19 protein-coding genes are annotated in these 17,041 nt (G+C 69.8%); 3 read left to right on the top strand and 16 right to left on the bottom strand.

Going from position 1 to position 17,041, the window contains the following annotated elements; translation table 11 throughout:
* Window positions 1-148: 148 nt before the first annotated feature.
* From BLW82_RS42895 to BLW82_RS42880, 4 genes are all read right to left on the bottom strand, one after another.
* Window positions 149-703 (bottom strand): lamin tail domain-containing protein, encoded by a 555-nt coding sequence (locus tag BLW82_RS42895; RefSeq protein ID WP_371131534.1) that lies wholly within the window; start codon window positions 701-703, stop codon window positions 149-151.
* A gap of 726 nt (window positions 704-1,429) precedes the next feature.
* Window positions 1,430-2,101: a hypothetical protein gene (locus tag BLW82_RS42890; protein ID WP_256216279.1), complete on the bottom strand. Its 672-nt coding sequence runs from the start codon at window positions 2,099-2,101 to the stop codon at window positions 1,430-1,432.
* A 251-nt stretch (window positions 2,102-2,352) separates the two neighbouring features.
* Window positions 2,353-2,868, bottom strand: coding sequence for a hypothetical protein (locus BLW82_RS42885; RefSeq protein WP_093508625.1), 516 nt, complete (start codon window positions 2,866-2,868; stop codon window positions 2,353-2,355).
* A gap of 1,238 nt (window positions 2,869-4,106) precedes the next feature.
* On the bottom strand, window positions 4,107-4,568 hold the full coding sequence (locus BLW82_RS42880; RefSeq protein ID WP_256216278.1) for a DUF6233 domain-containing protein: 462 nt from the start codon (window positions 4,566-4,568) through the stop codon (window positions 4,107-4,109).
* A gap of 79 nt (window positions 4,569-4,647) precedes the next feature.
* Here BLW82_RS42880 and BLW82_RS42875 point away from each other — a divergent pair, with 79 nt between their 5' ends.
* Both BLW82_RS42875 and BLW82_RS42870 read left to right on the top strand, forming a co-directional pair.
* Complete coding sequence (locus BLW82_RS42875) at window positions 4,648-5,652, top strand: DNA polymerase Y family protein (RefSeq protein ID WP_093508624.1); 1,005 nt, start codon at window positions 4,648-4,650, stop codon at window positions 5,650-5,652.
* Window positions 5,653-5,740: 88 nt separating this feature from the next.
* Entirely contained in the window at window positions 5,741-6,604 is an 864-nt protein-coding gene (locus BLW82_RS42870) for an aminoglycoside phosphotransferase family protein (protein WP_177233368.1), read from the top strand.
* Window positions 6,605-6,607: 3 nt separating this feature from the next.
* Here BLW82_RS42870 and BLW82_RS42865 read toward each other — a convergent pair whose 3' ends face one another.
* The 4 genes from BLW82_RS42865 to BLW82_RS42845 form a co-directional block, all read right to left on the bottom strand.
* Window positions 6,608-6,958, bottom strand: coding sequence for a hypothetical protein (locus BLW82_RS42865; protein ID WP_093508622.1), 351 nt, complete (start codon window positions 6,956-6,958; stop codon window positions 6,608-6,610).
* 978 nt (window positions 6,959-7,936) lie between these two features.
* Entirely contained in the window at window positions 7,937-8,896 is a 960-nt protein-coding gene (locus BLW82_RS42855; protein ID WP_093508620.1) for a non-homologous end joining protein Ku, read from the bottom strand.
* Window positions 8,897-9,082: 186 nt separating this feature from the next.
* Entirely contained in the window at window positions 9,083-10,138 is a 1,056-nt protein-coding gene (locus BLW82_RS42850) for a ParB/RepB/Spo0J family partition protein (RefSeq protein WP_093508619.1), read from the bottom strand.
* Window positions 10,135-11,415: a ParA family protein gene (locus BLW82_RS42845; protein ID WP_177233367.1), complete on the bottom strand. Its 1,281-nt coding sequence runs from the start codon at window positions 11,413-11,415 to the stop codon at window positions 10,135-10,137. The genes BLW82_RS42850 and BLW82_RS42845 overlap by 4 nt, the downstream gene beginning before the upstream one ends.
* A 457-nt stretch (window positions 11,416-11,872) precedes the next feature.
* Between BLW82_RS42845 and BLW82_RS42840 the strand changes: the two genes are divergently transcribed.
* Entirely contained in the window at window positions 11,873-12,847 is a 975-nt protein-coding gene (locus BLW82_RS42840) for an SPFH domain-containing protein (protein ID WP_177233366.1), read from the top strand.
* Window positions 12,848-13,112: 265 nt separating this feature from the next.
* Here the strand turns inward: BLW82_RS42840 and BLW82_RS42835 are convergent, their stop codons facing one another.
* The 8 genes from BLW82_RS42835 to BLW82_RS42800 all read right to left on the bottom strand — a co-directional run bounded on the left by BLW82_RS42835 (window position 13,113) and on the right by BLW82_RS42800 (window position 17,030).
* Window positions 13,113-13,544, bottom strand: coding sequence for a RapZ C-terminal domain-containing protein (locus tag BLW82_RS42835; protein WP_177233362.1), 432 nt, complete (start codon window positions 13,542-13,544; stop codon window positions 13,113-13,115).
* Window positions 13,537-13,896, bottom strand: coding sequence for a hypothetical protein (locus BLW82_RS42830; RefSeq protein ID WP_093508617.1), 360 nt, complete (start codon window positions 13,894-13,896; stop codon window positions 13,537-13,539). Before BLW82_RS42830 ends, BLW82_RS42835 begins: the two co-directional genes overlap by 8 nt.
* Window positions 13,897-13,968: 72 nt before the next feature.
* Complete coding sequence (locus BLW82_RS42825) at window positions 13,969-14,466, bottom strand: hypothetical protein (RefSeq protein ID WP_093508616.1); 498 nt, start codon at window positions 14,464-14,466, stop codon at window positions 13,969-13,971.
* 402 nt (window positions 14,467-14,868) lie between these two features.
* Window positions 14,869-15,078: a hypothetical protein gene (locus tag BLW82_RS42820; protein WP_093508615.1), complete on the bottom strand. Its 210-nt coding sequence runs from the start codon at window positions 15,076-15,078 to the stop codon at window positions 14,869-14,871.
* A gap of 18 nt (window positions 15,079-15,096) precedes the next feature.
* Entirely contained in the window at window positions 15,097-15,420 is a 324-nt protein-coding gene (locus tag BLW82_RS42815) for a hypothetical protein (RefSeq protein ID WP_093508614.1), read from the bottom strand.
* A complete protein-coding gene (locus BLW82_RS42810; RefSeq protein ID WP_093508613.1) occupies window positions 15,417-15,785 on the bottom strand; it encodes a WhiB family transcriptional regulator in 369 nt (122 codons plus the stop codon). The genes BLW82_RS42815 and BLW82_RS42810 overlap by 4 nt, the downstream gene beginning before the upstream one ends.
* Window positions 15,782-16,459, bottom strand: coding sequence for a GGDEF domain-containing protein (locus BLW82_RS42805; protein ID WP_093508612.1), 678 nt, complete (start codon window positions 16,457-16,459; stop codon window positions 15,782-15,784). Before BLW82_RS42805 ends, BLW82_RS42810 begins: the two co-directional genes overlap by 4 nt.
* A 91-nt stretch (window positions 16,460-16,550) precedes the next feature.
* Window positions 16,551-17,030, bottom strand: a complete 480-nt coding sequence (locus tag BLW82_RS42800; RefSeq protein ID WP_256216277.1) for a Pycsar system effector family protein — start codon at window positions 17,028-17,030, stop codon at window positions 16,551-16,553.
* Window positions 17,031-17,041 lie beyond the last annotated feature (11 nt).

The following is a 17,041-nucleotide window of genomic DNA, read 5'->3' as shown; positions in this document are numbered from 1 at the left end:
GGCCCGTCACCACGGCGGAAGCGGGTGACGGGCCGGACGGAAGCAGACGGTACGCGGCAGGGGCCCGCGGTACGCCCCGGACCAGTGCACCGCCGGTCAGTGCGGGTGCCGGTGCCCAGACCGGGGCCGGCCGCCGGCACCTACTCGGTCAGCCGCGGTGGTCGCCGCCGTCGCGGTGCTCACCCTCGAACCGGCGGTCGTCACCCCCACGGTGCTCACCACGGCGGTCGTCACCACCGAAACGGTGATCGCCGCCACGGTGGTCACCGTCGAACCGGTGGTCGCCGCCGTCGCGGTGGTCACCACCGATCCAGCGATCTCCGCCATCGCGGTGGTCCCCGTCGCCGAACCGGCGGCCGCCACCACGGTGGTAGCCCCAGGAGACCTCGTCGATGACCCGGCCATGGTCGTTGCGCAGGGTCGCCGTGTCCGAGTCGTTGTCCCACACGTAGGTGCGGCGGTCCTGGTAGACGTCACTGGCGCGGTCGCGGCCGATGCCGGTGTGGACGCGGACCGTGGAACGGCCGTCCAGGCGGAAACGGTCGAAGGTGTAGGTGTGGCCGGCCTCGTCCGAGAGCGTCCAGCCGTCCAGGTTCACCGCCCGCCCAGAGGTGTTCGTGACGTCCACCCATTCCTTGTTCAGGGACCAGTTGGTGCGGTCGTCGCGGCCCGGCGAGTCATACTGCACGTCACTGATCACCACCGCCCCATCATGCGGGCGGGCAGCGGGCCAGCCGGCGGCCGCGGCGGGCAGCGCGAGCCCACCCACACAGGCAGCAGCCACGGCAGCAGCAGCGGTCACACGGCGGACGGTCACAGAAACAGACACAGGATCCCCCTTCACGGGGCCGGACACCCACAGGCGCACGGCATACAAGCCGCAGGTCAGGCGGGGTGTGTGGTGCGGGTCGGCGGCCGGTCGGCCGCACACGCACACCCTGCCCGCCCACCGACACGAGGTGAAGGAAAAGCGAAGCACGTGACGAATCACGGATATTCCTGTGACTCTCGCATGGAAACAGCATGTATGCGATGAACATGCCGATTTGACGGCCCGTCATCAGCCGGTACCGCGTAATTGGCGGGCTCGGCGCCGCGCGCGGACAGCACGGGTCGCCTCCGGCCGGCGGGCTGCGGCCGGGAAGTGCGTAACAACCGCCGTAACCCGAACAGGTGGAACAACCACGACAAGAGCTCCCAGCGCGACCGTCACCTGCCCCGCGCCGCCCCAGGATGAAGCGCAGTGCCCGTAAGCCGACGGTGTGCAGCAGGGTGTCCGGGCGGCAGACCGGGCAGGCCGGCACCCCGTCGGTGGTTGAACACGAGTTCGGGCCCACAGCTACGGGGGAAAGCAGCGGGCCCGGACTCCCTCACGATCGCACACCCTCCCTGCGGACCGCACGATGCTCGTCTCGCCGGGCGGAGGCCGTCAGCTGAGACCGAGCATGGTGAGGGCGGTGGTCCAGTCGGTGACGATGGCCTGCTGGGCCTGGGCGAGGGTCACCTTGCCCGCGCAGACCGCAGTGTGCAACCTGCTCTCTACCGGGTCCTTCTTGTTGTTGATGCCCTGGCTCGTCTTGTGGCCCGGGTCCTCGGGTTCCACCCACAGGTTGCGCGGGTCGTTGGGGTCGCCGCCGAGTTGCAGGCTGATCAGGTGGTCGTACTCGGCCTCGCCCATCGCGCCGGTGTAGCCGTAGGAGGCGGCATTGAGCTTCTTCTCCTTGCCGGTCACGGAGGTGGAAGGGCGCACCCCGGAGGTGTAGCCGCCCTTGCGGCAGATCGTCGACGCCAGGTTCGCCTGGGTGACGGCCGGGGAAATCGCGCCCGGGGTGCAGGCCGGGTCCTCCAGCGGCTCGCCCTTCTCGTAGCGGTAGTGGCACGATCCGGCGACCGGCTGCTGCTGCACTGTGTACTTCTTCTGCGGGCCGGCCCCGACCGCGATCGCCCGGCTCGCGCCACCCGCGCCGCCCGCGCTCGGGGCCGCTGCCGAGGCGCTCGCGCTCCCGGACGGCGACAGACCGCTCAGCGAACCGGACTTGCAGCCCGCGAGCAGCAGGCAGGACAGCACCACGATCGGCATGGCGCGGCGGGTGGACGGCATGACGGCCCCTCACGGTACGGCGACGGCTGAGCAGATGCTGCCCTACCCGACCTGCGCCGTACCGCACGGGGTACGGCGCGCAGACGCACACCCGGCGTACACCCGCCGACAGGCCCCAGCAGCACACCGCGGCCGGACCCTCGGTCAGCACCGGCACCGGCGAGCACGCGATGACAGGCCGGGCAGGAACGCGATGCCGGCTGCCGGGACATCCAGCACGTTCGGCCTGGACGTCCCGGCGGTGGGCGGGGTCAGCCGATGCCGGTGACCTGCAGGGCCGTGGTCCAGTTGGTCTTGATGGCGCTGCGAGCGGCGGACAGGGTGATGGTGCCGGCGCAGACGGCGTTCTTCAGCTTCGTCTCCACGCCGTCCTTGGTGGTGGCGGTCTTCGTGCCGGAGTAGGGCTCGGGCCACAGGTTGCTGGTGCTGCGGGGTGAGCCGCCGAGTTCGAGGGGGACCAGGTGGTCCTCCTCGTAGTCGGCCATGTTGGTGTCGGAGTAGCCGTAGTCGATGATGCCCTGGGCCTTCAGCGGGTTGGTGTAGGACGTCGGCGGGCGGACGGTGGCAGTCCAGCCGGACACGCAGATCGTGCTGTGGATGTTCGACTGCGTGACATCCGAGTTGTAGGCGCCGGGCGTGCACGAGGAATCGGGCAGCGGCAGGTAGGCGTGGGAGCAGGTCGATGCCTGGGCGGTGCCGGCCGAAGCGGCGATCATGCCGGCGGCCGCCAGGGCCAGGGCGCAGGTAGTGGCGGTGAAGCGACGCATAGGGGATCTCCCGCGGGATCGGCCCGGAAAGGTGGGGTGCCGGGCGGCTGACGGCATGACACCACCACCTGGGTCTATGCGAGTAGAGCCGCGGGATGAACAAGAAGCGACCTTCGCAATCCTTACCCCACCCTGACCAAGCCTTTCCCAAGCCCCCTGTTTCACCGCAGAGATGGGCTGCAACCGACCTGGCCCAAGACCCGCGTGGCTTTGTAGGTGAGTTTCAGGAACGTCCGATGCTCGGCGATGACGATCTGATCATGGCCCTTCAGGCGGGAGGACGTCGCGAGGCCGCGGCAGGGGCTGTGACCGGTGAAGGGCGAGGAGTGACGAGGCGGAATGGCTGGCCCCCGTCATCAGCAAGCACGACACCGGCCTCTCCGCCGTAGACCCAGTGAATCCCGACACGCCAAGTGATGTCCCCTGGCGTTTCCAGCTTGGTCTGAAGGACGAAATACTCAGGGTCGTCCGGCGAAACCGTGTATGGGAAGTCCGGAACGCCTTCAGCCGGTTTCGGCATGGGCTCCGGGGCGCCGAGGTCCACACCGAGGTCGGAGCCTCGGTACCGAAGGTCGAACGTGCGCCTGGGGCGCGCCCTTGGCTTGGGCCGGGCGAGGATCTGGAGGTCGGGTGGAGTGGACGACCGTGACTCCACCTGCACCGTCAGGCTCGTCAGGATCACAGCGCGTTCCACGGCAGCCTCAACAGCTAGGTGGATGTTCAGGGTCCGCACGCAAACCCTTGGGCACTCGGGGCAGGCAGCGTGCCCTTCGGGCAGCGGAAGAACAAGACCATAGCTGTTAGTGACTTTACTGTGCCAGGCTGTGACGGTGATCGGTGTCAGTGGCGCAGGTTCAACTACGGCCTCACGGCCACGTTTCACGGCGACGTCTGTGCCGCGCACCACGAGTGCGCTTACAGCGGAGGCCAGCCCTGCCAGAGCCGCAGCAGCGATCCACGTGCCGACCCCCGGAACTTCGAGGACAGCAAAGATTGCGGCTAGAAGCAACGCCCCTGCCCCACACCACAACAACAATCGACGGGATCGCACGGCACCCCCCAGGAGCAAATGGTGCCTGATCCCGCCGCTCCGTGTCGGCGAACTTCAGCCAACTGTCTGAGGTGTGGCCAACTGCGGTGCACAGAATGGCCCACTGGGACGCTCCGTCACAGCCTCCCGGGTAGGAGGCATCGACTCTCCCACGGGCCACCGGATTGGAATGGGGAGCAACAGCCGCTCAGCCGCCGGTGGGCGCGGCCGGTGAGTAGCTGGGCGGGCCCACCGGCGAAGATCCAGGCCCTTGACCCGGGGCGCGGGGCGTCGTGCAGGAGGGGCTGGTTAAGCCGTCGACGATGTGCAGTGAGGTGTCCGGGCGGCAGATCGGGCAGGCCGGCACCCCGTCGGTGGTCAGGAGGCGGCGGGCGTCGTCCTGGCCGACCGGCTGTGTCCGGCGGCCGGCCATCCCGCAGTCGCCGGCGTGCACAGCCAGCGGGTGCCCCGTGGCGCGGTTGAGTTCGAGGATCCAGTCCGGCACCGGCGGACGGCGAGCCCGGCCACGCTCCTCTTCGGCCTGCCGCTGCCGCAGGTCGGCGGCCTTGCGATCGATGCGCTCCAGCCACATGGCGTGCCATATCCGCAGTGTCTGGAGCCGGTCCAGGTCGTCCGGAAGGTCCCGCGAGTTATCGAACACATTTTTCATTCTAGGCACGCGATCACGCTCCCCGCGCTCGCGTGTTCGATTATTTGTTCGATAGCGTGGCGAGGGAGGTGAGCGCCGGATGAGTGCAGAGTCGACGGGGCGTCGGCCGGGTGTGGTGATGCATGTGCGCTGCCCGGACCGGCTGCCGGAGGAGACCTACCGGCAGGTCCTGGAGCAGATGCACGAGCTGTCGCCGGTGGTGCAGGCCCTGCCGCCCACGGCGGCCCTGGTCGACCTGCGCGGCGCGCTGCGCTACCACGGTGCGACCGCCGCGCACCTGGGGGACATCCTGCGGCTGCGGACGGTCTCCCGCTACGGCGTCGACGTCCGCGTCGGCATCGGCCCGACCGTCACGGTCGCCGCGACCGCCTCCGCGCAGGTGGAGCGCCCGGGCGGCGTCCTGGCCATCGAGGCCGCCGACGCCGCCGACTGGCTCGCGCTGCTCCCGGTTCAGGACCTGCATGGCATCGGCCCCCGCCAGGCCGCCACCCTCAAGCGCTACGGCGTCGACCGCGTCGGCCTGCTCGCCGCACTGCCTGCCGCGACCGTGCAGCGCCTGCTCGGCAAAGCGGGCCGGACGGCCGCCGACCGGGCCCGCGGCATCGACCCCCGCACCGTCACCCCACGCCGCCTGCCGGCTTCTGTCCGCGTCCGGCACCGCTTCCCCCACGACGTCCTCGAGGGCGCCGCGACGCGTTCGGCCCTGCTGGGCCTGGTCGTGCAGCTCGGTGCCGAGCTACGCCGCCGCGGGCAGGCCGCGCGCGCCCTCACGCTCACGCTGACGTTCGCCGGCGGACCCGCATGGGAGAAGACCCGCCGCCTCACCGAGCCCTCCGGGCACGAGGACGACCTGCGCCAGCTCACCTACCAGCTCATGGACGCGGCAGGCCTCCAGCGCGGCCGCCTGACCGCACTCGCGCTGCGCGCTGAAGACCTCGCCGACGGCGACCAGGTCGCCGAACAGCTCAGCCTCGATGCCGCCCGCCAGGCACGCCTCACCGCCGAGCAGGCGGCCGACCGGATCCGGGAGAAGTTCGGGCCCGGCGCGATCGGCCCGGCCGCCACCTACCGGCCCGCCTCCTGAGAAGCGGAGTCTTGTTGAGCCGGGATGACGATCGACTGAGGCGTCTCCAATATGCGGCCGTAGGGTTCTCGCTGTGACAGTCCAGCGAATGCCCGCTGCGGAGGTTCCGGTCTCTGCCGAGCTGGTGCGACGTCTCCTCGATGAGCAGCACCCCGACCTGGCGGGCTTGCCGGTCGAGGTGCTGGCCAACGGCTGGGACAACCTGGTGTGCCGGCTTGGCGAAGAATTCCTCGTGCGGCTGCCGCGGCGTGCCATGGCCGCCGAGCTCGTCGCGCACGAGCAGCGGTGGCTGCCGGAGCTGGCCGGCCGTCTGCCGTTGCCCGTGCCGGCGCCGGTGCGTGTCGGACAACCGATGGCCCAGTACCCGTGGTGCTGGAGCGTCGTGCCGTTCTTCCCCGGCCGGATCGCGGCGCAATCGGAGCCCGACAGCCTTTGGTCGGCCGCGGAGGCGCTCGGCGGTTTCCTGGACGCGCTGCATGTCCCGGCTTCTTCGCAGGCGCCCGTCAACGCGTTTCGCGGGATCCCGCTGGCCGGACGCGCCGAGGGCGTCCTGACCAGGCTGGCGCACATCGATCCGGCCGACCGAGCCACCGCACTGCAGGTCTGGGAGACGGCTGCTGCTGCGCCTGTGTGGGACGGCCCGCCAGTGTGGCTGCACGGGGACCTGCACCCAGCCAACATCCTGGTCGACCGCGGCCGGATCAGCGCCGTGATCGACTTCGGTGACATCACCTCCGGCGATCCCGCCACCGACCTGTCCGTGGCCTGGATGCTGTTCACAGCGGAGCAGCGTGTCGTCCTTCGACGGGCGTACGGCCGCGCGGACGACGCAACCTGGGAGCGGGCCCGCGGGTGGGCGCTCGCCCTGTCCCTGGTCTTCCTGACGCACTCGGCGGACAACCCGCTGATGCGAAGCATCGGCGAACGCACCCTCCACGCGGTGCTGGAGTAGCGGTCAACCGCCACGCTCACGCCGCTCAAGACACCGCGCCGGCACCTGCCCATCGGGGACCACCCGCCACAGGCTCCCGCCGCCGCACTCGCGGTAGCGCGAGGCGTCCCGGCCGACCGCCACCACGCACGACGTCACCCGCTCCCCCTTGCGCAGATAGCGCACGACCGGCGAACCCGTGGTCGCCACCGGTCCCTCGTTCCATGCCGGCTTGCGCACAACCACCCGCTGGACGGCCGCCCATGTCGACGCGCATGGCGCGGACACAACCGCGGCGGGCGCCGGCACGGTGGCGGACACGAGGGTCGCGAGGACGGCGGCCGCCGTGATGAGCAGACGTCGGATCAGGCGCATACGCCGTCAACCCCCGCCCCGGCCGGACCGGTCACGGCCACACACCGAAGATCACTCGCCGGGGCCGGCCGGGCAGCTTGTCGGTCCGGCTCGCGCGCGGCCCCGCCGTCGCGCGAGCAGAGCCCCGGGCCGCTCGGTCCCCCGCAGCGCACACCGTGCCCCGTCTCTTCCTGGCCCTTCCTTCTCTTTTGCCGTGGCGGTCGCGGGGTGCTCTGTGGGGATGTCCGCGACCGCCCGCGCACGAATCCCTGTGGTGACCTGCGCGGACGCGACAGGAGCGCTTCGGCTTGCGCAACCTCTAGCGCAACTCCTACCGCAACACCTGGCGCACCATCACGCGCAACCCTCAGCGCAACACCGTGCCCCCGACCCGGCCGCGCGGCCCCCCGCGCCGCGCGGAATGAACACCAGCCGGGGGCTCCCCTCGCCTGCCGCCCTTCCGGTCCCTGCCCACCCACCACCTTCCAGGTCCAGGGCGCAGAAGTAGGCGTAGAGGGGTTGTCGGGCCCCCGACCACATTCCAAAACGCGTGGTGACCTGCGCGAACCCGAAGTGATCATCCGGGCTCGCGCAAGAGATGTCGCAAGAGTTCATGAAGGAGATGGCGCAGGAGTAGTCGCAAGAGATGTTGCCCCGGTACTCCGCCCTGACATGTCGCCGAGCCGGGGCAGAGGCACTCCGACGTAGATCGAACGTCCGTGTCATAGTGGCCAATATCCTGTGGTTCGGGTGGCCGGAAAGTGCCGCCCAGAACAGGAACGCCACCATGACCACTCCCCCGCCGGTCTCGGAGCCGGACCCGTCGGCGCTGGTCTGCCCGGGCGACCTGGTCGGTTTGTGCGCCGGATGCCAGCGCAGGACGCACAAATACGGAAGTGGTGGCGCCCCGCTGTGCCAGTGGTGCATGGCACCGGTGCAGGAACGGTGGGGTCCAGCGGTACGGTACGTCAGTACTCGCCCCTGACCGCTACGCTGCACCTACGCGCTGCGGCGTGGCTTGCGGGCGGCCGCCTTCTTCGCCGTCGTCTTCTTCCCTGCCGTCTTTTTCGCCGTCGTGCTCTTCTTCGCAGCCGCGGTCTTTTTCGCCGGGGCCTTCTTCGCAGTCTTCTTCACGGGCATCTCATGGACCTGCGCGTCGGTCCCAGTGTCCTCGCCGCGCGAGGCCTTCGCCTTGTCCACGGACTCCTGCAGGGCGGCCATCAGGTCGAGCACCTTGCCCGCCGGCTTCTCCGGCTCCGGCGCTTCCGGCAGCTCGCGGTCCTCCCGCTTCGCCTCGATCACCTTCTCCAGCGCCTCGGTGTAGTGGTCCACGAAGTCCGGCCCCTCCAGGCGGTCGGTGGTCATCCGCTCGATCAGCTCCACCGCCTCATCAACCTCCGCGTCCGACACGTCCGCCTCCGGCGGGTACAACTCGGCGGGGTCGCGGACCTCATCGGGCCAGCGCATCGCGTGCAAGACGATCACGTCGTCCCGCACGCGGAGCAGCCCCAGCCGCTCGCGGCCGCTCCATGCGAACTTCGTGACCGCGACCCGCGCAGACCGGGCGAGCGCCTGGCGCAGCAGTTCGTACGGCTTGACGGCCACCTGCCCGTCGGGCTGGAGGTAGTAGCCCTCACCGATCCGGAGCGGATCAATGGACTCCCACGGCACGAACCCGTGGATCTCCAGCGCCTTCGCCGTGGGCAGCGGCAGATTCCGCAGGTCCTCGTCAGTGATGGGGATGACCTGGGTCTTGGTGAGTTCGTAGCCCTTGCCGATCTCGTCGGAGCGCACCTCGCGGTCTTCGACCTCGCAGAACTTACGCACCCTCACCCGGGCCATGTCCTCCAGGTGGTACTGGTGGAAGCGCACCGAATGGTCCTCAGACGCGCTGACCACATGGCACGGCACCGTGACCAGACCGAAGCTGATCGCGCCGGACCAGATACTCCGGGGCATCGCAGACCTCCGTGATGGCGGGCCCCGAGCCCCCTCAGCTTACGGTCTGCTCAAAGTCCCGGCACGACCACAGTTACGTCCTGACCTGCAATGGTCGGCGCGGTGGTCGGTCTCGTTGTGAGGGACATGCGTGATCGGCGGTGGTCGTGGTCGGGCCGACCACGACCACGACCGACCGGTTCGCCGTTAGGCGATGGTCTGCCTGTCGCGGTGCTTGTTGAGCACGTCCAGCATCGTGTTGAACTCCTCAGGCGTCATCTTGTGGATGAGGAGATGCGCCGCGTCCAATCCACTGTCGTAGGGGAATGGCTTCGTCGGTCGCCGGTCCGCGGTCTGGTCGCCCTCAGGCGACGCGTCTTCGTTGGCACGCGGTTCCGGAACCGTTGTGGTCTGGCTTCGCGGTGACCTGTCCTGCTCCGGCGGCGTCGTGCCGGGGTTATCACGGCGTGATAGTTGCCCGGGCGCCGCGGTGTCGTCGGCTGGGGGGCCAGCAGGTCCCTGAGTTTCAGGGGTCTGGCGGATGGCCTTGCGGTGGCCGGCGGTAGCGGCGCGTTCGTCCGCCTTCTTCTTCTGGTCTGCGGGGGAGAGCTTGCCCAGGTTGCGTACGTGCTCTACCGTCCGCTCGCCTGTGACGAGGTCCTTCTGGAGTTCCGGTGACAGCTTCAGCAAGGACAGCTTGCTGGAGATGGTGTTCTGGGGAATGCCCAGTCGCCGGGCGGCCTTGGTCTGGCTGCCGTAGTAGGTCACCAGTTGCTGGAGCGCGTGGGCCTCTTCGAGTTCGGTCATGTCGTCGCGGTGGTAGTTCGCGATGAACGCGGCCTCGAGGAGGGACTCGTCGGTGCTGACGCGGGCGTTGTCGACGCGGACGGGGATGGTGGCCAGGCCTACGCGGCGGGCGGCTTCGAGGCGTCGGTGGCCGTCGACTACGACGTAGTGGGCGCCGTCGTCCAAGTCGTCGGTGCGGTCGGGCCGGTCGTGGAGGTAGGCCTCGGTCGTGGCGACGACGATGGGCAGGATGATGCCGACTTCACGGACGGACGCCACGGTGTCGTCCAGGTTGCGCAGGTGGTTGCGCGGGTTGTCGGGGTTCTCGCTGATCTGCGTGACTGGCAGGTCGGTGACTGCTGCCGCCGGGGTGTCGCCGTCGCCGATGGCGTGCCCGATGACATCGCGGCGGGAGCTGCGGGCGGTGGCCGCCGCGCCGAACGCGCTTCCGTTGCCGAGTTGGGCCGCCTTGCTCACGGGTTTGCCTCCATCGCGATCAGTCGCATGGTGTTGGCCTGCTTCGAGTGCGCCGCGTACGAGAGCAACGGCTCTTTGACGCGGACCGCTTCGCGCTGTTCCTTCAGGTCGTCCAGGACGGCCAGGACGCGCTGGTCTTCCAGGCTTGCCCACTGGTCCAGGGATGATGTGGCCACGTAGCCGCGTCGTGCGTCGTACTGGTTGACCACCAGGCCGAGGTAGTCGATGTCGAGACCGAGGTCCTTGCGCAGGTCTTCGATCTGGTCGACCAGCATGCGGTACGCGGTCGCTGAGCTGTCTTCGGCCTGGACCGGGATCAGGACACCGGAGTGGCCGGGGCGTTCGTTGCGGCGCCGGCGGCCGTAGTAGAGGGCTGCGTCCATGGCCAGACCGAGGCTGGGCGGGCAGTCGATGATGATGACGTCGTAGTCGTTCTCGATCGGCCTCAGCGCCCGCTCCAGAGCCACTTCCTTCTGGAAGCCGCGGGATTGGGCCGCGGTGAGGGCGAGCCGGGAGTCGAGAACGAATCCGTCGAACGCGCCGGGCAGTACGTCCAGGCGCCGTCCGAACCGCGGGTCTTCGACGGTGACGATCAGGTCGCGCAGGTCGCTTTCCGCCTCACCGATCATGTGGGAGACGAGGCTTTCCCGGCCGGGCTGGATCTGCGGGATACCGAGCTGGTCGGACAGATGGCTCTGCGGGTCGTAGTCGACGACCAGGACCCGCCGGCCGCCGACCGTCGCCCGCTCAAGCAGGTTTTGGACGTCGGCCTTCGTCTTCCCTATGCGCTTGAGGTCGCCGTAGGCGAGGGAGTCGACGTACCGGATGAGCGCGGTACGGGCGGCTTCGGGGTCTTCGGCGTAGGCCTCGCCCATCCCGAGGGACACCGTGGTCTTGCCGACGCCGCCCTTCTGGTTGGCGTTGATGATCCGCACCGGGTCGGCGGACTGAGCGTCCTGCGGGGAGGGGTGTTCGTCCAACCAGAGCCTGACGCTCTGCGCGAGGCCCTGCGTGTAGGAGACGGACCGATCGGCGCAGGTGGCCTTGAGGTCGTCGTACAGGCCTGGCGGGAGCCACGGTGAGAACGACTTGGCGCCCGATGTGTCGATCTCGGGCAAGGGGCGGGTGCTTGCCCGCCAGGAGGTGATGCCGGCTTCGACGGCATCCTGGATGTCCAGGCCGAGTTCGGCACACCGGATCTTCAGTTCGCGTTGGAGCGCCGGGGGGAGCTTGGACGCCACCTTTTCCCGGTCTCCCTCAGGGTATGGAGAGGCCACGACGTCACCTTACTGACTCTTCCCGCTCTTGTGTCACCCGGTTCGGGAGGTCTGACAGGGTTTCACCCTGCTAGCGGGGTGCTGGATTATCACGCCGTGATAATCGCCTGCTGGCGTCGGCGGAGCGGCACGGATTATCACGGCGTGATAATCCAGCACAGCTCTCACTGCAGATGGCGGCCCAGCAGGCCCTGCACATCGAGCAGCATGGACAGCCCTTCCTGGCCGCAGCCATGAATCTGCCTGCGTCACCTGTTGTGCTGTAGGCAGATCGTGACTCAGGCCCTCTACCAAGGCAGTGCTGCGTCAAGTGGCGTGGACAGATCGCCGGTTGCGTAAGCGTCTGCCGTGAAGGGAAGTACCGGCCGTGAGAAGCGGCAGGCGCGAGGGCGGGGTCGGACAGCGGTGATACGGCGATACGCCCGGACGGAATGAACGGCTGAGGAACCGGGGGCCAGTGAACAAGTTGAGGACGACCGCGTTGCTAGCCGGCGTAGGCGCGGCCGGTCTCGGCGCACTGAAGCTGGTACAGGCCATTCCCGAGTACAGTGCCGCCGTGGTTGAGCGGTTCGGCCGGTACTCCAAGACGGCCAAGCCCGGCCTCAACCTGGTCATTCCGTTCGTCGACTCCATACGCAACCGGCTCGACTTGCGTGAGCAGGTCGTGATGTTCCCGGTCTACGTGGTGTCGGCGAGGGACGGAGTAAGCGTTCCGGCCCTGGTCACTGTGATGTTCCGGATCTACGATCCGCGCGCTGCGACGTACAACGTGTCCAACTACATCGTGGCGCTCGAACAGCGAATGCTCTACGAGCTCTCCAACTCCATCGCAACGTTGAGCAGTGACAACGCGGCTGTTGGTCTTCGGGAGCTCAGCGACCATATTCGGGGCGTTCTTGCCGAGGCAGCGGCTCCCTGGGGTCTGACGATCACATGGTTCGGGGTGCGGGCCGGTGAAGACCGAAGCGATCGAGACAGCAACCAGGGCGACGCCGACGGAGCCCCGCCCTTCGCGCCCAACGCGTCCACCATCGTCCTGGCTGAGAGGATCGACAACATGGCCGCCAGCGGAGACAGCCACTTCAGCGCTCCGTTCAATCAGGGAAACCTCGCCCAGGGGCATCACCACCAGCACCACATGACGAACAATGTGGCTGCTGCCAGTCAGCCCACCGCTCAAGAGATCGCGCTCGCGATCATCACGCTCGTGCGCAATAGCGCGGCTGACGGCACCCTGGAAGACGGGCCTCAAGCACTCGCCAGTGCACAGGAGCTCCAGGCTGTAATCACGGCGCCGGTGGGGGAACCCCAGCAGCGCGAGCGGTTTCAACGGGTCGTTGATCGCTTGGTGGCAGCAGTGGGCACAGCCTCTGTGGCAGCCACTGCATTGACTGATCTTCTTGGCAAGATCCGAGAACTGCTCAGCTGGTAGGTGGGGAGCCAGTTCACCAGGGGAGGCCAGTTCCCCCGATGGTGGCGACTTCGCGGGAGGTGGGCGCGCCCCGCAAGAACCGCGCCCTCGGCAACTTCCGGCTGAGGGAAGGCAGCTGGGCTGGTCTTGTCAGTAGGGGCGCCGGATTATCACGGCGTGATAATCCGGCGACGAGCGCTGCCAGGAACACTGCTCACCTGCCACACCAACGCAAAGAGGGCCCGGCCCCCGTATCTGCGGGGGCCGGGCCCTTGTGGTCGATGGCTCAGTTCTTCATGACGCGGGGGAGATGGGTGTGCAGGTGCTTAGCCACGGTCGGGACGTGCCGGTCAGCGAGCCGCTGCGCGAGCAGTTCGATGAGTGCGCATGCGCGGTGGCGGCCGCCGGCGCAGCCGATCGCGATGCGGCGGGGCCCGTCGGGGAGGGTGGCGTAGTCGGTGAGGTTGTCGAGGAGTTCGCGGGCGCCGGGGGTGGCGAGGACGACGTCCTGGACGCGGGGGTGATGGCCGTCCAGGTCGAGGATGGTGCGGGCGGCGGCCGGGTCGCGCAGCCGGTCGCGTACGTCCTCGATACGGTCGGCGTAGGGCAGGACCGGGCGGCCCTGGGGGTCGGTGCCCAGGTGCAGGAAGCCGAACGACACCAACTCGATTGGCGGGGTGTCGGCGGGGCCCGTGCGGCAGGCCGTCGGGTCAGTCACGGTCGCTCCCGTCGGCGGGGTGGGTGTAGCGGATCGGCTTGCCGAGGGTGCGGGCGTATTCGATCTCGCGGCGAGTGCTGTCGCCGATGTAGCCGCCGGGGTTGACGACCAGGACGTCATCGGCGAGGTCGATTTTCCGCAGGTGCAGGGTGTCGAGCATCCGCTTGACGCGGTCGGCCTTCTCGGGGGTCGCCCACAGCGGGTGCGGCTGCCGGAGGTTGCAGCCGGGCGCGAGGACGATCCGGCCGGCTGCCGTCTCGTACAGGGTGGCCTCGGCGAACTGCTCCCAGAAGCGGGTGGAGCCGCACAGGACGACGATCGGCGGGCGGGAGCTGCTGGTGGTGGCGTGCATGGGGTCCCTTCGGGTCGGGGTGCTGCGATCCGGGAGGGGCGGCCGCCGTGTGCCGGCGGGCCGCCCGGGTGGTCAGGAGGTGAGCCGGTAGAGGGCCGGGGCGGTGCGGATGCTGTGGCAGTCGACGGCGGCGTCGGTGATGTGCGGCGAGCGGCCGTGAGTGGGGGCGAGTTCGGTGAGGATCTCGATCAGGGCGTCCTCGGTGTCGAGCAGGATGTCGACGTAGCCGCGCCCGCAGGTGCAGGGCACCACCAGGGTGAGGGCGTCGGTGGCGCCGTCGGCCTCGCTGATACGGAGGGTGTGGTGCAGCCACGCGCCGCCGTCCAGCCAGGCGACGGCGGACGGTTCGAGGCGGCGGCCTCCGTCGACGGTGACGGACGGGTAGCCCTGCCAGTCGCACGCGTCGACCACCGAGGCGAGGGTGTGCGCGTAGGCGTTGTACACGTGGTGGGCGGCGGCGGTCTCGGCGTCCTCGCGCTGCTCGGTCTCGTCAGGGCCGACGGTGTCGGTGGCGAGGGCGAGCAGGACCGCGAGCGGGCTGTCCGGCGCGTATGAGCGGGTGCTGGTCATCGTGTCTCCGATCGGGTGGCGGGGTGGATGGTGCTGGCGAGGAACGTGGCCAGGGCGCGGGGGTGGGCGGAGGCCTCCAGCGCCCACAGCCGGACCGGGAGGCCGGCGGCGGTGTCGATGTACGCGACGCGCCACCACAGCCAGTCCGGTGCACCGTTCTGGCGGGGGTAGGTGGTGCCGTAGCCGCTGGCCCCCGTCCAGTGGGCGCGGACGCCGAGGGCGCGTGCCCAGTCGCGCAGTGCGCGGGTGTCTGGGACCTGGATCAGGGCGGTCAGTCCGAGGCCGGGTACGTCGGTGACGTCGACGGAGTCGGCGGGCAGGTCGGGGTGCGCGGCGAGCAGGACGGCGGCGGCTTGGCTGGGTGCTGGGGGGTGCTGTCGGGGGCGGTGGTCGTCTGGTCGGTCACGAGTCGGCTCCGACGGTCAGGGTGTGGGAGGTGCGCGGGGCGCGGGGTCGGGGAGCGTGCAGGGCGAGGGCGAGTGCCTCGCGGTTGTGTCGCTGCTGCTCGGGGGTGAGCGGGGTGGGTTTCGGGCCGTGGCGGTGCCAGCACGGGGAGGCCGGCGGTTCGGGGTAGGCGAGGGCGCGGTCACGGTCGCGCCGGGTGCTGCTCATGGATGAGCTCTCCTTGCGTCAGGCGTGGGCGCCCTGGTCCTTGGGCTTCTTGGGCTGAGATTTGGCGTCGGAGGCGAACCGGCCCAACCGTGCTTCCACGGAGTTGGCGGCGATCCACGCCTCCGCACAGGCCTTGTGCACGGGCTCGTCAGCGTGGGACCGCATCGGCGTGGGCTTGTCACACAGCACGCACGGCTTGTCCCGCTGGTGGTCGAAGTGCCGGCCGTCGCCCCAGTCGAGGAGGGCGCCGGGCGGCGGCACCAGACCCGGCACGAACGGCTTCTTGTTCGGCTTCTTGTTGCTGCCGTCCGACGCGGACGCGAGCCGAGGCGCGGTACTCATGCGGCACGGCCCGGGGCGGCGGCCCGGTTGCGGCGGGCCTGGTCCTGGTTGGCGAGGACGTCGATCCAGTCCGGTCCCAGCCGGGCCGCCAGCCGGTCGCGGAGCTTCTTGCGCTGCCGGGGGGTGGTTCCCGCGATGATCCCGACGGGGGTGAGGGACTTGTTCACCAGCGCCCACAGCAGGCAGTCTGCGGCCAGCGGGCAGCGGGAGCAGGCGCGGCGGGCCCGCTCCAGTTCCGGCTGCTTGCGGTTGCAGTCGCCGTACTCGAAGTCGAACAGCTGCGGGGTGAGCTGGCACTGCGTGGGCGTCTGGCTCTGGGGCCGGGGGAACCGTGGGTGTTCTGTGCCGTGCGGGTAGATGGTCATGCCGCCCTCCCCCACGTCGCGGTGCCCGGGCGGCCGGCGCGACGGCCGTTGACGGCCGGGACGGCGGTGTGCTCGGGACCCGCAAAGGTGACGCGGCCGGAGTGCTTGCCCGCGTACAGCGCCGCGTCGGCGGCCCGCTGCAGCGCGCTCAGGTCGCGGGTGCCGATCGCGTCGGGGGCGGCGGCCCCGACGGAGACGGCGACGTCGACGGTGCGGCCGTCGTCCAGGACGACCGGGGTGTGGAGTACGCGCAGCAGCTGCTCGAAGCGGCGGCCGCGGGCGGCGACGTCCAGCTGCAGGACGACTGCGAATTCGTCGCCGCCGAGGCGGCCGGCAGATGCGTGCGGGCCCGCCCACGCGGTGAGCCGGTCCGCGGTTGCGGCGAGGACGGCGTCTCCGGCGGCGTGCCCGAACGTGTCGTTGACGGCCTTGAAGTGGTCGACGTCGACCAGGACCACGACGGCGGTGCCGCCGTGGCGGGCGAGGATCCGGTGGGCGCGGGCGGTGTAGGTGTCGCGGCGCAGCAGACCGGTGAGCGGGTCACGGCGTGACGCAGCGAGCTGCCGGTGCAGCGTGTACGCGTGGACGGTCCAGCCGGTCAGCGGCAGGGCGGCGGCGGTGACCAGGAGTGCGCGGTGCCCGATCCGGGCGTGAACGCGTAAGGCGGGGGTCATACTTGGGCTCTCCCTCTCGTTTCGTACGGGGTGGGAAGGCCCGGGGCAGGCGCATGTGTTTGGACGCCGTGACGTCTGCCCCGGGGCGGATCTACAGGGCGAGGCCGGCGGCGGCGAGCGCGAGCAGGAACAGGGCGAGCAGGATCAGGTCGACCGCGCGGCGCAGCACGACGAACTTGCGGACGGCGATGCGGGACATGACGCGGATGCGGGCGGCGCGGGTGTCGCCGGTCATGCTTGTGAGGATCAGCTGGTCGTCCAGCAGGCGGGCCCAGTACGGGAACGAGGCGCGGTCGGCACCGGACAGACGGGGCCGGACGACCAGGAGCAGCAGGACGGCCGCGAGCGCCAGGGCGAGGACGGCGAGGCCGCCGGCCATGGCGGTCAGGACCGGCAGGTGGTCGTCTACGAGGGAGCCGAGTCCGGCGAGGACGGCACCGACGAACGCCAGTAACAGCGAGGCCTTGCTGTCGGTGCGGCTGATCTTCGCGTCGGTGTCGCGGACCGCGTCGTCCAGGGCCTGGTCCAGGGTGTATGACGTCGCGGGACCAGTGTCTGGCAGAGTCGTCACGGGCGGGGTGT

This window comes from Streptomyces sp. Ag109_O5-10, from assembly GCF_900105755.1.
GTDB lineage: Bacteria > Actinomycetota > Actinomycetes > Streptomycetales > Streptomycetaceae > Streptomyces.
This window is presented reverse-complemented; position numbering and strand designations above follow the sequence as displayed.

Coding starts and splice junctions, on each gene's coding strand:
- BLW82_RS42890 (WP_256216279.1), bottom strand. CDS start 2,101: ATGCCGTCCACCCGCCGCGCCATGCCGATCGTGGTGCTGTCCTGCCTG.
- BLW82_RS42885 (WP_093508625.1), bottom strand. CDS start 2,868: ATGCGTCGCTTCACCGCCACTACCTGCGCCCTGGCCCTGGCGGCCGCC.
- BLW82_RS42880 (WP_256216278.1), bottom strand. CDS start 4,568: ATGAAAAATGTGTTCGATAACTCGCGGGACCTTCCGGACGACCTGGAC.
- BLW82_RS42875 (WP_093508624.1), top strand. CDS start 4,648: ATGAGTGCAGAGTCGACGGGGCGTCGGCCGGGTGTGGTGATGCATGTG.
- BLW82_RS42870 (WP_177233368.1), top strand. CDS start 5,741: ATGCCCGCTGCGGAGGTTCCGGTCTCTGCCGAGCTGGTGCGACGTCTC.
- BLW82_RS42865 (WP_093508622.1), bottom strand. CDS start 6,958: ATGCGCCTGATCCGACGTCTGCTCATCACGGCGGCCGCCGTCCTCGCG.
- BLW82_RS42855 (WP_093508620.1), bottom strand. CDS start 8,896: ATGCCCCGGAGTATCTGGTCCGGCGCGATCAGCTTCGGTCTGGTCACG.
- BLW82_RS42830 (WP_093508617.1), bottom strand. CDS start 13,896: ATGCACGCCACCACCAGCAGCTCCCGCCCGCCGATCGTCGTCCTGTGC.
- BLW82_RS42825 (WP_093508616.1), bottom strand. CDS start 14,466: ATGACCAGCACCCGCTCATACGCGCCGGACAGCCCGCTCGCGGTCCTG.
- BLW82_RS42820 (WP_093508615.1), bottom strand. CDS start 15,078: ATGAGCAGCACCCGGCGCGACCGTGACCGCGCCCTCGCCTACCCCGAA.
- BLW82_RS42815 (WP_093508614.1), bottom strand. CDS start 15,420: ATGAGTACCGCGCCTCGGCTCGCGTCCGCGTCGGACGGCAGCAACAAG.
- BLW82_RS42810 (WP_093508613.1), bottom strand. CDS start 15,785: ATGACCATCTACCCGCACGGCACAGAACACCCACGGTTCCCCCGGCCC.
- BLW82_RS42805 (WP_093508612.1), bottom strand. CDS start 16,459: ATGACCCCCGCCTTACGCGTTCACGCCCGGATCGGGCACCGCGCACTC.